Here is a 14579-nt window from a genome sequence, read left to right on the forward strand (position 1 = left end):
GTTTATCATTTATAATTCTGATGGGAGGCAATTGCCTCCCATCATTTATTTTATAAAACATACCATTAATAACGAACCTGTGAATCTATCGAATGAGCTCATCAACTGCTACCAGTCGCAAACAAGCGTGGCTAGAAAGTTTACGACCTAAAACACTGCCTCTTGGAGTTATTGCTATCGTAACTGGCTCTGCGCTGGCTTACTGGACAGATAACTTTAAATGGCCGGTTGCTTTATTATCTATTATCACCGCGGGCATTTTACAAATTCTATCGAATCTAGCGAACGATTACGGCGATGCTGTCAAAGGCTCAGATACCGCGGAGCGTATTGGTCCACTGAGAGGGATGCAAAAAGGCATTATCACTCAGGAAGACATGAAAAAAGCGCTAAAAATAACCATTTCATTAGCCTGTTTTTCTGGTTTATTACTGATTATCGTTGCCTGTGAAAAACCAGAAGATGCACTTGGATTCCTCGTGCTTGGGCTGGTGGCTATCGTTGCCGCAATAACCTATACCGTGGGTAAAAAGCCGTACGGCTATCTTGGGCTGGGTGATATTTCTGTGCTAATCTTTTTTGGTTGGCTCAGTGTTATTGGTACTTATTATTTACAAGCGAATAGTTTCGATATTGTTACTATTTTACCGGCAACTGCCTGTGGATTACTGTCTGTCGCGGTATTGAATATCAATAACATGCGTGATATCGAAAACGATATTAAGGCCGGTAAGAATACTTTAGCGGTTCGTTTAGGCGTCCAAGGCTCTCGGATTTACCATGCGATTATTATTATTAGTGCCATTTTATGCTTAATCTTTTTTAATCTCATTTATTTGCATGGCTGGAGCGGCTGGTTATTTTTACTCGCGGTTCCTTTGTTACTGAATCATGTCCGTAAAGTGCTCAATGACCCTACCACAGAAGGCATGCGTCCGATGTTAGTCAATATGGTAAAATTAGCCTTGCTAACCAACTTACTGTTCTCTATTGGCCTCGTTTTAAATTGATTTTTTCCTCCGCCATTCTTTAAGGTGTTGAGCTTATATACCCGCGCCTTAAAGTCTGACGGATAGATTAAATCTGATGATAATTCCTCCCCCTTATCTATTTTAATTGATGATTTTGCCAACAGCAGACAGAAAGGGATATACTATCTCTCCCCTTGCAGCCAAAAGACCTTAAACCTATGAAATATGATACTTCCGAGCTTTGCGATATCTACCAAGAAAGCGTCAATGTGGTAGAACCTCTTTTTTCCAACTTTGGTGGACGTACTTCATTTGGTGGCCAAATCATCACAGTGAAGTGTTTTGAAGATAATGGATTACTGTATGATTTGCTCGAAGAAGACGGTGATGGACGTATTCTACTTGTTGATGGCGGCGGTTCAGTGCGTAAAGCATTAGTGAATGCAAACCTTGCTCGTCTTGCTACTGAAAACGGTTGGGAAGGTATTGTCGTTTATGGAGCGGTACGCCAAGTTGATGCATTAATGGATCTCGATATTGGTATTCAAGCCATCGCTGCTATTCCTGCCGGTTGCCCTGATGAAGGCATTGGCGAGAGTGATGTTCGTGTAAATTTTGGTGGCGTCACCTTCTTCTCTGGTGATTATCTGTACGCAGATAATACTGGGATTATTTTATCTGAAGAACCGTTAGCGGTTGATGATGAAGATGAAGATTTCGATTCTGAAGAAATTATTTAGTCGCTATTGAGCGGAGAAGACTGACAGCAAAAAGGGCGAAATATCGCCCTTATATTTTTGGTCTTTTTAGATATTTATCTTTTACGATAACTATCTTGTATATAATTAACTACTTAACTTCTTCCATGCGGCCTAACAATACGCGTAAACGTTCTTGCCAAGCTTGTTGTTCCTGTTTTAACTGCTCATTTTCACGTACTAAAGATTCACTACCTGATTTTGCAGCCTCAACTTCTTGAGCCAATGAACTGTTTTTATCTTTCAGTTCGTCAATTTCCATCTGTAATAATGCAATAGTATCAATTGCTTGTTGTACTTTTGCTTCTAACATCTCAAATACTTCAAATGACATTCTTTTCGTCCCCTTTATCGGTAATAAAACGATTGTAAGTAGCCTATCGGTTCCTGTCCAGCTACATCCCTCTTATATCGTATTTCTTCTGTTGCAAAACACTGGTCGGATCTCATAACAATAGTCGTATAGATCACCATTTTGGTGCGTTTTCGAACATTTTTTTGATGTAACACACAGATTTCAATTTCGCTATTTCTCGTTTACGCTCATTAACGATAAATTCACACCTAAGGGTCTACTTTATAAAATCTGAACCTTAAAAAAACATACAATAATTTTAATTTTCGTAGGATAGAAACATATGAGCCAAATGACTTCTACTACACTCACAGGCCAGTGTATATCCGAGTTTCTCGGGACGGCCTTAATCGTTTTCTTTGGTCTAGGGTGTGTTGCCGCAGTACGTATCGCTGGTGCACAATTAAGTTTGTGGGAAATTAGTATCATCTGGGGCTTTGGCGTTGCCTTAGCCGTTTATCTTACCGCCGGTATTTCAGGCGCCCATCTTAATCCTGCCGTCACTATTGCTCTTTGGCTGTTTGCTTGTTTTGAACGCCGTAAAGTTGTGCCTTATATTGTTGCACAAATGTTAGGTGGTTTTTGCGCAGCTGCGCTTGTTTATTCCATGTATTACAATGTATTTCTGGATTATGATCAGATTCATCATATCGTCCGGGGAACCCAAGAAAGTTTATTTACTGCCGGTGTTTTCTCAACTTATCCAGCACCACAGATTTCTGAAGGACAAGCCTTCTTTGTCGAAGTCATCATCGGAGCTATTTTGGTTTGTCTGATTATGGCATTAACTGATGATGGTAACGGAGTTCCTCGCGGACCACTCGCACCTCTATTAATTGGGATCCTAATTGCCGTCATTGGGGGCTCATTTGGCCCATTGACCGGATTCGCACTGAATCCGGCGCGTGACTTTGGACCAAAAGTCGTGGCTTATTTCGCGGGTTGGGGGGATATAGCGCTAACCGGTGGACGTGAAGTTCCTTATTTCTTGATCCCATTAATTGCACCAATTGTTGGTGGCTTAATTGGCGCATTCGGTTACCGCAAACTTATCGGTCGCCATTTACCTTGTATGGTTTGTGAGTCGGAAGAAAAAAGCGCCACTGACAAACAAGCTTAATTATTTTTATTTATTACCGGAACAGGTTCATTATTATGACAACAGAAACAAATATCGAAAAAAAATATATTGTCGCTCTTGATCAAGGAACAACCAGTTCGCGGGCCGTGGTTCTTGATCACGATGCAAATATTATCAGTATTTCTCAGCGTGAATTTGAGCAGATTTATCCTAAGCCCGGCTGGGTTGAACATGACCCAATGGAAATTTGGGCATCACAGAGCTCGACATTAGTTGAAGTATTAGCTAAAGCGGATATTCGTACCGATGAAGTCGCGGGTATCGGAATTACCAATCAGCGTGAAACCACGATTGTGTGGGAAAAAGCCACAGGCAAACCAGTGTATAACGCTATCGTATGGCAATGCCGTCGTACCGCCGATTTTTGTACCCACCTAAAACAGAATGATCGCGATTTAGAAGAGTATATTCGTCAAAATACAGGGCTAGTCGTCGACCCTTATTTCTCAGGCACCAAATTAAAATGGATCCTCGACAACGTTGAAGGTGTACGTGAACGCGCTGAGAAAGGTGAATTGCTATTCGGTACCGTAGATACTTGGTTAGTGTGGAAAATGACCCAGGGGCGTGTACATGTCACTGATTACACCAATGCTTCTCGTACCATGATGTTCAATATTCGTAATCTGGAGTGGGATGATAAAATTCTGAAAGCACTCAATATTCCGCGTGCTATGTTGCCAGAAGTCCGTGCCTCTTCAGAAGTATACGGGCAAACCAATATTGGGGGTAAAGGCGGCACACGTATCCCAATTTGCGGTATTGCGGGAGACCAACAAGCCGCACTTTATGGTCAACTTTGTGTTCAGCCGGGCATGGCAAAAAATACCTATGGTACTGGCTGTTTCTTGCTATTAAACACCGGCGACACAGCAGTTCGTTCAAACCATGGCCTGCTAACCACTATCGCTTGCGGCCCGCGTGGTGAAGTTAATTACGCTTTAGAAGGTGCGGTATTTGTTGGTGGTGCTTCTATTCAATGGCTACGTGATGAGTTAAAACTGATTGATGAAGCTGAAGATTCCGAATATTTCGCGACCAAAGTAAAAGATAGCAACGGTGTCTATGTTGTTCCTGCTTTTACCGGTTTAGGTGCACCTTATTGGGATCCATACGCACGTGGGGCTATTTTTGGCTTAACCCGTGGCGCTAACCGTAATCACATCATTCGTGCGACGTTAGAATCTATCGCTTATCAAACTCGCGATGTACTTGATGCCATGCAAGCTGATTCAGAAACCCGTTTAGCATTCCTGCGAGTTGATGGTGGTGCGGTGGCAAATAATTTCTTAATGCAATTCCAAGCAGACATTTTAGGCACCTCAGTTGAACGTCCTCAAGTCCGTGAAAGTACTGCATTAGGAGCTGCTTACCTGGCAGGCCTAGCGATTGGCTTCTGGAATAATTTGGATGAGCTGAAAACCAAAGCAACTATTGAGAAAGTATTTAAACCGGGTATTGAAACTACTGAACGTAATTATAAATACGAAGGTTGGAAAAAAGCCGTGGCTCGAGCACAAGAATGGGAAGATCGCGCCTAATCAAGCATCTGTAATTGGCATCAATTAAAAAAAAACAGGTCGCTTATTTAGCCACCTGTTTTTTTATCAAAAGAATAATAAATGTATTTAAATCATATTCTCCGTTCTATCCATTCGATGTGCTAAAGGTAACCAGCACAATAGAATCAAGATAGACATAGAAAACATCAACATACCTAAGCTAAATTGACCATTTTGCGGTAATAGCGCAGATAGCCACGTTGCAATACCAGAGCCGACATTTTGTAAACCACCAACCAAAGCTCCGGCAGCTCCGGCTAAATAAGGAAATGGCTCCATCGCCCCGGTAGTTGCTAACGGGAATAGCATTCCGGCACCAAAGAAAAAAACCGCCGCCGGTACTAATAAGGTCCAAATATTCATAAACCCAAGCCAACCGGGGATCCACATCAGTATTCCCGCCAGTAAACAACAAAATACAGCATGCCACATCAGAGTATAAAAACTTTTACTTTCTCGACCTGCATACCACGCCCCAAAAAAAGCCGCAGGAATGGGCAGAATGAATAGAATACTGACCGTGATACTGTTTAGCCCTAAAACAGCCCCCATCAACACGCCACTACAGGCTTCAAAAACTGCAACGCCGGCTAATCCACCGATTAACATCACCAAATAAGAGGTGAATGAGCCATTAGAAAGCAATAAATGATAAGACGACAACATCTTACGTTTTTCAGGAGAAACCGGTCGAGTTTCGGGCAGCCAATGATACATGCTGACTAAAACTGCACAGCCCAGTAATAATAAGAAAATATAACAGGCATGCCAGCCCCAAATATGTGCTACCACTCCACCTATCATCGGTGCAATTAATGGACTCACTAGAATACCCATATTTAATAAGCTATTGGCATAACGTAACGCCGTACCTTTATATAAATCACGCGGCATGGTTCTGGCCATTACACCAGCAACCCCGGTACCTAATCCCTGCAACCCACTAGCCACGATTAATAAATTTAGCGAAGGTGCCAAAATAGCCATTATGGTGGCGGCTAAAAAAATAGTTAACCCCGCCAAAATAACTGGACGGCGACCAATTTGATCGGACAAAGGCCCATATAATAGCTGCGAAAAACCATATGCAAACAAATATGCAGCCATAACTCGCTGTACAGAACCTGAAGGCTCACCAAAATATTTAGCGATATCAGCAATTACGGGCACATAAATAGTTTGCGTCATTTGCCCAACCGCAACTAAGGCAATTAACATTACTAGCAGATTAAAATTTTCTAACTTTCTCATTGCTATCTCGGAAAAATTTATTCAGTCATCGAATGAACAATACCAGTGGAGCGATTTAAATAAACATAATCACGGCTCGTTGCACTGGCTCGCACCTTTATTACACTATTTGCCGTACTCTTAATTACTAGTTTACGTTTATCATCATGGGCTATTATTACTCATGCCCCGTATGAAACGACGTACGCAATCCCCAAACAATATATTTGTCGGTTATTTAAAACTCCGGAAATTAATTTCGATTATTTAAGCATAAATAATCTAATACCCTTTTTTGAGGTACACCCTCTATTTGTGACTTATATTAATCAATTCCCCGAGTTAATTTAGCCCGCAGACTATTTCAACCTGATATTAATTTATAAGCACCTATTGATGATGTAGTACCCTAGGGTATTAGTTGGTTAGCACTAAGATAACAAAATTTAAAAAATTATCGAGATAGGCTACTGTTTTATTTCAATTTTATTTTATCTTGATTTGTCAGCTTTTTCAGCCATACCTGTCAAGATAACTGTACATATTTCACTAACTTAAACCTATAAAAACAGAATAATAAGCTGCCACACATAATCGATAACCTGAGAACACTATCTAGCATAGTATTAAATGCGGTGTTAAATGCAGCACAGCATGAAAACACGAGAGCTACTCAAGCAATCAGTAAGATATTAAACTCATAGAAGGTGAATAAGATATGGCAAATTGGGTCACAGGAAAAATAATTGAGACACGATTCTGGACAGAAACACTTTTCAGTCTAACGCTAAATGCGCCGATAAAACCGTTTATTGCCGGCCAATATGCAAAATTAGCTTTAGATATAGAAGGAGAACGTATTCAGCGAGCCTACTCTTATGTTAATTCACCCGACGATGAACGCTTAGAATTCTACTTTGTCATTGTACCGGAAGGACGCCTAAGCCCTAGACTGGCCACCTTAAAGCCAGGAGATTCTCTACAAATTACTGAAGATGCCGCTGGATTCTTTATTTTAGATGAAATACCTGAATGTAAAACGTTATGGATGCTATCAACAGGTACTGCAATTGGGCCCTTTCTCTCAATATTACAACAAGGTAAGGATCTAGATCGCTTTGAACATATTGTATTAGTTCACGCAGTCCGCTACTCCTCAGATTTAAGTTATCTACCACTGATGGAACAATTACAACAATCGTATGCAGGCAAGCTAAAAATAGTCACCGTCGTGAGCCGCGAAAAAACGGGCTCATCACTGATGGGACGTATTCCTGCTTTAATTGAAAATGGCAACTTAGAAGCTGCGGCTGGATTATCTATTTCTCCCTCAAATAGCCATGTAATGCTCTGTGGAAACCCCGAAATGGTCAGAGATACCCGAGATATCTTACAATCAACCCGTGAGATGAAAAAACATTTACGCCGTAAACCAGGACATATTAGCAGTGAACAATATTGGTAATATTATTTAATATTGTTAGAATTTTTGCTTATAGCACAGGATGCTCTATTTAATAAGGCTCTCTACTCACTGAGAGCCTAAATGGCCATTCGGATAATCTTTACGATAAATAATCAACGGGTTGCGTTTTTTCACCATAGCGATTCTCAGAGGCCATTCCATGAAATGTTCCACAATCCAGCAACATAATCACCGTGATAAATAGCGGTAAAAAACGACCTATTCCCCACTGCCAGATAGGCGCAAATTGACTAACATCTAGAGAAAATAATAAAAAAGCGATAAAAATCAGTGCCGTCCAGCCGCCAGGTTTGCCTCTATCATGCAAACGCTTAGTAAATATTGCAGCAAGTGGATACAATACTAGAATTAATAAAGGGATAATCAGCGTATTGGGCAATGAGAAAGCTGTTTGCAATGAGGTAATAATGACCATCAAAATAAAACACAGGGCGATACCCGCCCAAAAAGGCCTGCGACCTATCCGACCTTTGAATGAAAATGCCCATTGTTGTAATGTCATTAGAAAGGGTTCCAATATCGAGTCAATTTGCCATTAAAAGCGAAAAAATGAATATGATGAGCCAATTAGCGCACCACACAATAAAAGCCATAATAACCGCTTTTATCTATTGTTTGCCACTGTTGAGTCAAGCGCAGGAGATCCCACGACTGCCGGATAGCAATGTGGAAGTCGCCTATTTGTCACCGGACGCCCCATCTTTTACTGAAACAATCCCTATTTTCCGCGAAAAATTTAATCTTAACAATCCAGCAACACCGTTATATGAATATAAAGTTATCGCCAATAATGATATCTCTACCCCCTATATCCGAGCAGCGACGCGCATAAATCCGCGATTTTACTCTTCTGCTGTTCTAGAACGGGGCAGCGAAAAAATAAAAAGTCTGCAACTGACTTTGCTACCTTCAGATGACCCGATTCAAGCACAAGCCGACTTAAAACTGGCTGAGCAATATATGATTGCGCTTATTCATCAAGTCGATCCGACCATCCCTCTGGATAAAGCGCCCGAACTCAATTTAGTATTAAAAAACTTTATGGCAACCAATAATCATAATCAAGCTGATGAAACTAGACTCGGCGCTATACGTTATATTTTAGTTAAAAGTACCGATAATATCCTGACCTTTGCCGTTGAACCTATTAAACTGTTTATAAATTAATCTAATAGACGCTAATGACAGTTTGAATAGTCATGATTATGACAAAAAGCAAAGCTATTCTTTTTTATCGTCTCTATACTGTACTCAGTCTATTTATCCTAAATAATTTGAGTGGACGGAAAGTATGGATACGCTTCTCTAATATGTTTGAAATAGATATCATATTAAACGCGTCTAAATACCAAGCCACTTAACCTGGGGTGGATATCAATTTATTAATCATAACAACTCTCTGGTTGGAGGAAGAAACATGCGACATCCATTAGTGATGGGTAACTGGAAACTGAACGGCAGTACCCATATGGTGAACGAACTGATCACAGGTCTGCGTAAAGAATTAAGCAGCGTTGATGGCTGTGGCGTGGCTATCGCACCACCAGCAATCTATTTGAACCAAGCAAAACATGCGTTAGCTGGCAGCCGAATCGCACTCGGAGCTCAGAACGTTGATGTTAATCTTTCAGGCGCATTTACCGGTGAAACATCTGCTGAAATGCTGAAAGATATCGGTGCTAAATATATCATTATCGGTCATTCAGAACGCCGTACTTATCATCATGAAAGTGATGAATTTATCGCCAAAAAATTTGCGATTCTTAAAGAACAAGGTCTAATTCCTGTTCTGTGCATCGGTGAAACTGATGCAGAAAACGAAGCTGGCAAAACTGAAGAAGTCTGCTCGCGTCAAATTGATGCTGTACTAAACTCGCTCGGCGTGGAAGCTTTCAACGGCGCAGTTATTGCCTATGAACCTATCTGGGCTATCGGTACCGGCAAATCAGCGACGCCAGCACAGGCACAAGCAGTGCACAAATTTATTCGTGACCATATTGCGAAAAAAGATTCGGCAATTGCTGAACAAGTTATAATTCAATACGGCGGCTCAGTGAATGCGGCAAATGCAGCAGAACTCTTCACTCAACCTGATATTGATGGCGCATTAGTCGGTGGTGCATCACTGAAAGCCGATGCCTTTGCAGTGATCGTAAAAGCAGCGGCAGAAGCGAAAAAAGCCAAATAATACACGCGGCTTACTGACGTAATTTATAAAAAAGCGGCTCCTCTTTAGCCGCTTTTTTCATTATTCCTTGTACCTTATTTACTCTCACTGAGACTAAAACTAGCGCCGAATAATTTGATCAAATGTTCCACCGTTAGAAAAATGAATATTTTGCGCGTTATTCCATCCGCCAAAATCCTGATCAATCGTCAATAATTTCAATGCTGTAAATTGGTGCTTATATTTTTCTGCGATCGCTTTATCGCGTGGTCGGTAAAAATTCTTAGCCGCAATTTCCTGTCCAATAGGGGAATATAGATATTCTAAATAAGCTTCAGCAACGTCACGGCGTTGACGTTTATCAACGACTTTATCTACCACGGCGACAGTCGGCTCAGCAAGAATCGAAATACTCGGCGTAACAATTTCAAATTGTCCACTCTCGCCTAATTGATTAATCGCTAACAGTGCTTCATTTTCCCAAGCAATTAATACATCGCCAATACCACGCTCAACAAAACTGTTTGTCGCACCTCGCGCTCCGGGGTCTAACACTTCTACATTTTGATACAGCTGCTTAACAAATTGCTGGGCTTTCTGTTGAGAACCTTGATTTTGCGCTAATCCATACCCCCATGCAGCCAAATAGTTCCACCGAGCACCACCCGACGTTTTTGGATTAGGCGTTACAATAGCTACATCATTACGGATTAAATCATCCCAATCTTGAATATTTTTAGGGTTGCCTTTGCGTACTAAGAAAACAATTGTAGAAGTATAAGGTGCTGAATTATCAGCTAATCTAGATATCCATTTTGGATTTATACGCCCTGTATTGGCTATCGCATCAACATCATAAGCTAACGCCAATGTGACAACATCTGCCTCTAAACCATTAATTACGGATGTTGCTTGCTTCCCTGATCCGCCATGGGATTGACGAACCGTCACTGTATCACCGGTTTTTTGTTGCCAATAATCACTAAAAGCCTGGTTATATTGTTGATATAACTCGCGAGTCGGATCATAAGAAACATTAAGTAATTGGATATTTTTCGCCGATGCACCTGTCGTTATTAATAATAATATCCACGCTAATAATTGTATTTTCGCTCGCCAACATGCCGTCATTATCCCAATCCCCATTATCGTTATTGAGATTTAAGGCTGACAGAATCCATCACTCTCGGGAAATAATAAAAATAGCCGTCTTATTCAATCGAGGAATATAAAATCAAGGGAGTAAACAGAAATAATAGGAAAGAATCGAACCTGCGTAGCGCTGAATCAGTACTATTTGTGCACTATTCGGTGCTACACAGGTCAGATTTGCAATCAGAGTCATGCATTTATTATCAACGGATCAGGCTAAAATATCGCCATGAGGAAACCAAGATGATAAAAATTAATACAATTTTTTCGCAGTTTCGTACCAATCTTTCTTAAATACACGCTTCATGTTCATTACTGCATCAATAATATCATGATGAACTAATTTTTCATTTTGGATGCCGACACAACGGCCACCATAACCATCAAGCAGTAGCTCAATCGAATAAGCGCCCATACGCGATGCCAAAATTCGATCATAAGCGACTGGCGAACCACCACGCTGAATATGACCTAATACTGTTGCGCGAGTTTCATGTTTAGTTTCAGCTTCAATATAACGAGCCAGTTCATCTACATCACAAACGTGTTCGGTAATTGCAACGATAGCATGACGCTTACCTTTATCGATGCCTTCTTTGATTTCAGCCAGTAACTCTTCACGATTAAATTCCATTTCACTTTCTGGCAATACTAAAAATTCACAACCACCTGCTATTGCTGCAGATAACGTAAGATCACCGCAATAACGCCCCATAACTTCGACAATAGAGATACGTTTATGAGATGTAGAAGTATCTCTTAAACGATCAATTGCCTCTACTACGGTTTCCAATGCAGTAAAATAACCAATCGTATAATCGGTGCCCGCGACATCATTATCAATTGTGCCCGGTAAACCAACGCAGGGGAAACCAGCTTCAGTCAGTGCTTTTGCTCCCAAATAAGACCCATCACCACCAATAACTACCAGCGCATCAATTTGATTACTTTTCAGATTTTCAATCGCTACTTGGCGTACTTTTTCATCACGGAACTGAGGGAAACGCGCAGATCCTAAAAAAGTACCGCCACGGTTAATCATGTCAGATACACTGAAACGGTCGAGTTGTTTCACTCGGTTTTCATACAGGCCAAGGTATCCATCATAAATACCAAAAACCTCTAATCCCTCGCCTAGAGCTGCACGCACCACACCACGAATAGCTGCGTTCATTCCTGGCGCATCGCCACCGCTTGTTAATACACCGATTCTTTTGATCTGTTGGACCATGATGACCTCTGACTTATTAATGTGAATTGCAAATCTATGAAAAGCGCCTCGGGATGAATGCGCCTATTTAAGCGTTATAAATCGTCAGTGCTGAATTGATTCACCCTAAGATATAATACGGCAAATCATTGCCCATGCACCTGCTTTCAATCAACCTTTTTCATTTTATTGTGATCAAGATTAAAAAATTATAGGATACAAAATCATCGCGAGTAATGGCTCCGCATTGCTATTATATTCTGCGACGTGATTTCATTGATCAATTAAACGCAATGTAAATCCTATAAAAATCACAAATAATGCCTTTCGATAATTCTACAGTGAGTTATTTATATAACTGCCCTATTCATTTCACTGTGTGATTACAACCACAAATTATATTACTGTACTGTTTCAATACGAGTAGAATAAACCAAGCGGTAAATATTGATAATATTGTATAACACACCGCCAGCTATCTATCGTAAGTTTAATGCCATAAACTGCAAGTTTAGTACCACAAAGTAACAACAAATAGATCATAACATTTAACCATCATGAGTGACGAAAGAAAAAAGAATATTTCACCCATCGACTAAAATGAGAGCAACCGCGCCTTTATCTCTCTATTTATCTTTCTTTATCTACTAGAAACATATAAATATTGGTATCAAAGATAAATTAAAATAATCGATTACCTCAAAATTGCTCTCTCTTCTGAAGCTCAGATAATATGCAGAAAAAAGACATAAAAAAGCAGCGCCAATGGCACTGCTATATTCAATTTTTAGTCTTATTTAGAATTAATTTTTTTTATCTGCTGCGATACGATCACGAATATGTTGAGCACGCTCTTTAGATGGCGGATGAGAATCAAACATACTGCTATCGCTGTTGTCCATTTTCGCCAGCTTTTCAAAACTTGTTGCTAACCCTTCAGTGTTAACACCTCGTTTTTTCAATAAATCATACGAGAAATCATCCGCCTGACTTTCTTGATGTTGAGAGAATTGAGAATTAATTAATTTTTGCCCCAAATCAGCTAACTGAGAGTTACTCAGTTGCTGAGCTATTCCGCCTGCAGCAGCGGCGGCATTACGAGCGGCAACAGCACTATAAGCAACTTGCATAGACTTACGAGTATGACCAAGTGCAACGTGGCCCATTTCATGCCCCAAAACACCTTCAACTTCGTTATCGTTCATTTGGTCCATTAAACCACTATAAACACGAACACATCCATTGGCCATTGCCCATGCATTAACATCGTCAGTCAGATAAACTTTATAATTAACTTTGGTGCCATTAATATTATTGCCTAATGCCTTAGATATTTTTTCTAAACGCTTAGCATATTCACTTGTAGAAGGCGCTATCTTATTTTGTGCATCCATTTCTTGGCATGCCTGATCAGTTAGCTGTTTAATATCATTATCACTCAGTGTTGCCGCTTGAAATAACTGCATACCTGAGTTGGCTAACATCCCACTATCCATTCCCTTACAACCTGTAAGTAGCACGGCAGAAAAAGCTATTGCAACAAGAGGTTTCATATTCATAATTTTATTTTATCCTTGGACTTCGCAAGACAGTATATTTTTGCGTATCAAAGACTACGATTTTCTCGCCAAATAACAATAAGATAATCGTCAAAAATAAACAGAATATCAATTACACAATATTCTCAATATGTGAACAAAAATGGCAGAGTAAAAATTAATATATTTAAGTTAAGATGAAATTACATAACAAAAATTAACTGTTTGCATGCCATTAATTAGACAAAAAAAAGCCCCTAAAAGGGGCTATAAAAGACAGGGATGGTGTCTATGGCAAGGAAAAACTTAGATGTTGCTAGTGCTACTACAATTGAGAGAAAAAGGGCATTAATTTACTGCTGTAAAGCTTGAAACTGTTTCATACGCTGTTGATGCTGTTGTTCTAATTGCGCTTTTTGTTCTGGCGTTAATAACTGATATAATTCATGATGAACTCGCGCCATATTAATTCGATGTTCAACATCGCGTTGTAACTGCTTCTCTATTTCTGCACGTACTGCCGATTCATCAAATGTGTCTGCTGTCACCAATTTACGAATAATTTCACGATCTTGAATAAGATCTGGATTATCCTGACGAGACAGGCGCAAGGTAGCCATTAAATCTCGCATTTGCTGACGTTGTTTTTCGTTTAACGTGATACCATTAAACATAAACGTACTTGCATTATCTTGATAACCACGCATCACGCCACGATGATATTGACTGATACTCACTCTATTACCAGACAATAATTCAGAAGATGAATCGTGCTGAGACTGTAGCTGACGATTATTTATCTGTTCAGTGGTACTGTTTGTAGCTTGATGAGTGTCACTATTTATTAGGCTGTCGGTAGTATCTGCTAAAGCGGCCGTCGGTCCAACAATTAACAGTGACATCAAGGCTAGCGTCGCTATTTTATGCATTCTTGACCTCTGTTTTCTCGGCGGTGCTGTTGATTCGATGTAGACAACTATACCTCCGCGGCTGCAAACTACCGTCAGAG

14 protein-coding genes are annotated in these 14579 nt (G+C 40.3%); 7 read left to right on the plus strand and 7 right to left on the minus strand.

Annotated features, from left to right (window positions below; genetic code table 11):
• The first annotated feature begins 92 nt into the window (after nucleotides 1-92).
• Nucleotides 93-1010 (plus strand): 1,4-dihydroxy-2-naphthoate polyprenyltransferase, encoded by a 918-nt coding sequence (locus tag M992_RS02620; RefSeq protein ID WP_053907207.1) that lies wholly within the window; start codon nucleotides 93-95, stop codon nucleotides 1008-1010.
• 179 nt (nucleotides 1011-1189) lie between these two features.
• Complete coding sequence (gene rraA, locus M992_RS02625) at nucleotides 1190-1711, plus strand: ribonuclease E activity regulator RraA (RefSeq protein ID WP_053907208.1); 522 nt, start codon at nucleotides 1190-1192, stop codon at nucleotides 1709-1711.
• Nucleotides 1712-1820: 109 nt separating this feature from the next.
• Here the strand turns inward: rraA and zapB are convergent, their stop codons facing one another.
• Nucleotides 1821-2063, minus strand: a complete 243-nt coding sequence (zapB, locus tag M992_RS02630) for a cell division protein ZapB (RefSeq protein ID WP_047255822.1) — start codon at nucleotides 2061-2063, stop codon at nucleotides 1821-1823.
• Nucleotides 2064-2367: 304 nt separating this feature from the next.
• Between zapB and M992_RS02635 the strand changes: the two genes are divergently transcribed.
• Complete coding sequence (locus M992_RS02635) at nucleotides 2368-3204, plus strand: MIP/aquaporin family protein (protein ID WP_053907209.1); 837 nt, start codon at nucleotides 2368-2370, stop codon at nucleotides 3202-3204.
• 35 nt (nucleotides 3205-3239) lie between these two features.
• Nucleotides 3240-4766, plus strand: coding sequence for a glycerol kinase GlpK (gene glpK, locus M992_RS02640; protein WP_053907210.1), 1527 nt, complete (start codon nucleotides 3240-3242; stop codon nucleotides 4764-4766).
• Nucleotides 4767-4853: 87 nt separating this feature from the next.
• On the opposite strand, the gene emrD is transcribed toward glpK, so the two are convergent.
• The gene (emrD, locus tag M992_RS02645) at nucleotides 4854-6038 is read right to left on the minus strand and encodes a multidrug efflux MFS transporter EmrD (protein ID WP_053907211.1); all 1185 of its coding nucleotides are present in this window, start codon (nucleotides 6036-6038) and stop codon (nucleotides 4854-4856) included.
• A gap of 697 nt (nucleotides 6039-6735) precedes the next feature.
• On the opposite strand from emrD, the gene fpr reads away from it, so the two are divergent.
• A complete protein-coding gene (fpr, locus tag M992_RS02650; RefSeq protein WP_053907212.1) occupies nucleotides 6736-7482 on the plus strand; it encodes a ferredoxin--NADP(+) reductase in 747 nt (248 codons plus the stop codon).
• 100 nt (nucleotides 7483-7582) lie between these two features.
• On the opposite strand, the gene M992_RS02655 is transcribed toward fpr, so the two are convergent.
• Nucleotides 7583-8005, minus strand: a complete 423-nt coding sequence (locus tag M992_RS02655; protein WP_053907213.1) for a DUF805 domain-containing protein — start codon at nucleotides 8003-8005, stop codon at nucleotides 7583-7585.
• Nucleotides 8006-8052: 47 nt separating this feature from the next.
• On the opposite strand from M992_RS02655, the gene M992_RS02660 reads away from it, so the two are divergent.
• Both M992_RS02660 and tpiA read left to right on the plus strand, forming a co-directional pair.
• Nucleotides 8053-8670 carry a DUF1454 family protein gene (locus M992_RS02660; RefSeq protein WP_315970583.1) on the plus strand — a complete coding sequence of 206 codons (618 nt, stop codon included), beginning with the start codon at nucleotides 8053-8055 and terminating at the stop codon, nucleotides 8668-8670.
• 250 nt (nucleotides 8671-8920) lie between these two features.
• Nucleotides 8921-9691, plus strand: coding sequence for a triose-phosphate isomerase (gene tpiA / locus M992_RS02665; RefSeq protein ID WP_053907214.1), 771 nt, complete (start codon nucleotides 8921-8923; stop codon nucleotides 9689-9691).
• Nucleotides 9692-9790: 99 nt separating this feature from the next.
• Here the strand turns inward: tpiA and M992_RS02670 are convergent, their stop codons facing one another.
• The 4 genes from M992_RS02670 to M992_RS02685 all read right to left on the minus strand — a co-directional run bounded on the left by M992_RS02670 (nucleotide 9791) and on the right by M992_RS02685 (nucleotide 14499).
• A complete protein-coding gene (locus M992_RS02670) occupies nucleotides 9791-10801 on the minus strand; it encodes a sulfate ABC transporter substrate-binding protein (protein WP_134473592.1) in 1011 nt (336 codons plus the stop codon).
• 274 nt (nucleotides 10802-11075) lie between these two features.
• Nucleotides 11076-12053, minus strand: a complete 978-nt coding sequence (gene pfkA, locus M992_RS02675) for a 6-phosphofructokinase (protein WP_053907216.1) — start codon at nucleotides 12051-12053, stop codon at nucleotides 11076-11078.
• 782 nt (nucleotides 12054-12835) lie between these two features.
• A complete protein-coding gene (gene loiP, locus M992_RS02680; protein WP_053907217.1) occupies nucleotides 12836-13591 on the minus strand; it encodes a metalloprotease LoiP in 756 nt (251 codons plus the stop codon).
• A 332-nt stretch (nucleotides 13592-13923) separates the two neighbouring features.
• The gene (locus tag M992_RS02685; protein WP_053907218.1) at nucleotides 13924-14499 is read right to left on the minus strand and encodes a Spy/CpxP family protein refolding chaperone; all 576 of its coding nucleotides are present in this window, start codon (nucleotides 14497-14499) and stop codon (nucleotides 13924-13926) included.
• Between the last annotated feature and the right edge of the window lie 80 nt (nucleotides 14500-14579).

This window comes from Moellerella wisconsensis ATCC 35017 (genome assembly GCF_001294465.1).
Lineage (GTDB): Bacteria > Pseudomonadota > Gammaproteobacteria > Enterobacterales > Enterobacteriaceae > Moellerella > Moellerella wisconsensis.

Excerpts from the sequence above, each read along its gene's own strand:
- M992_RS02620 (WP_053907207.1), top strand. The coding sequence starts at position 93 with ATGAGCTCATCAACTGCTACCAGTCGCAAACAAGCGTGGCTAGAAAGT.
- rraA (WP_053907208.1), top strand. The coding sequence starts at position 1,190 with ATGAAATATGATACTTCCGAGCTTTGCGATATCTACCAAGAAAGCGTC.
- zapB (WP_047255822.1), bottom strand. The coding sequence starts at position 2,063 with ATGTCATTTGAAGTATTTGAGATGTTAGAAGCAAAAGTACAACAAGCA.
- M992_RS02635 (WP_053907209.1), top strand. The coding sequence starts at position 2,368 with ATGAGCCAAATGACTTCTACTACACTCACAGGCCAGTGTATATCCGAG.
- glpK (WP_053907210.1), top strand. The coding sequence starts at position 3,240 with ATGACAACAGAAACAAATATCGAAAAAAAATATATTGTCGCTCTTGAT.
- emrD (WP_053907211.1), bottom strand. The coding sequence starts at position 6,038 with ATGAGAAAGTTAGAAAATTTTAATCTGCTAGTAATGTTAATTGCCTTA.
- fpr (WP_053907212.1), top strand. The coding sequence starts at position 6,736 with ATGGCAAATTGGGTCACAGGAAAAATAATTGAGACACGATTCTGGACA.
- M992_RS02655 (WP_053907213.1), bottom strand. The coding sequence starts at position 8,005 with ATGACATTACAACAATGGGCATTTTCATTCAAAGGTCGGATAGGTCGC.
- M992_RS02660 (WP_315970583.1), top strand. The coding sequence starts at position 8,053 with ATGAATATGATGAGCCAATTAGCGCACCACACAATAAAAGCCATAATA.
- tpiA (WP_053907214.1), top strand. The coding sequence starts at position 8,921 with ATGCGACATCCATTAGTGATGGGTAACTGGAAACTGAACGGCAGTACC.
- M992_RS02670 (WP_134473592.1), bottom strand. The coding sequence starts at position 10,801 with ATGACGGCATGTTGGCGAGCGAAAATACAATTATTAGCGTGGATATTA.
- pfkA (WP_053907216.1), bottom strand. The coding sequence starts at position 12,053 with ATGGTCCAACAGATCAAAAGAATCGGTGTATTAACAAGCGGTGGCGAT.
- loiP (WP_053907217.1), bottom strand. The coding sequence starts at position 13,591 with ATGAATATGAAACCTCTTGTTGCAATAGCTTTTTCTGCCGTGCTACTT.
- M992_RS02685 (WP_053907218.1), bottom strand. The coding sequence starts at position 14,499 with ATGCATAAAATAGCGACGCTAGCCTTGATGTCACTGTTAATTGTTGGA.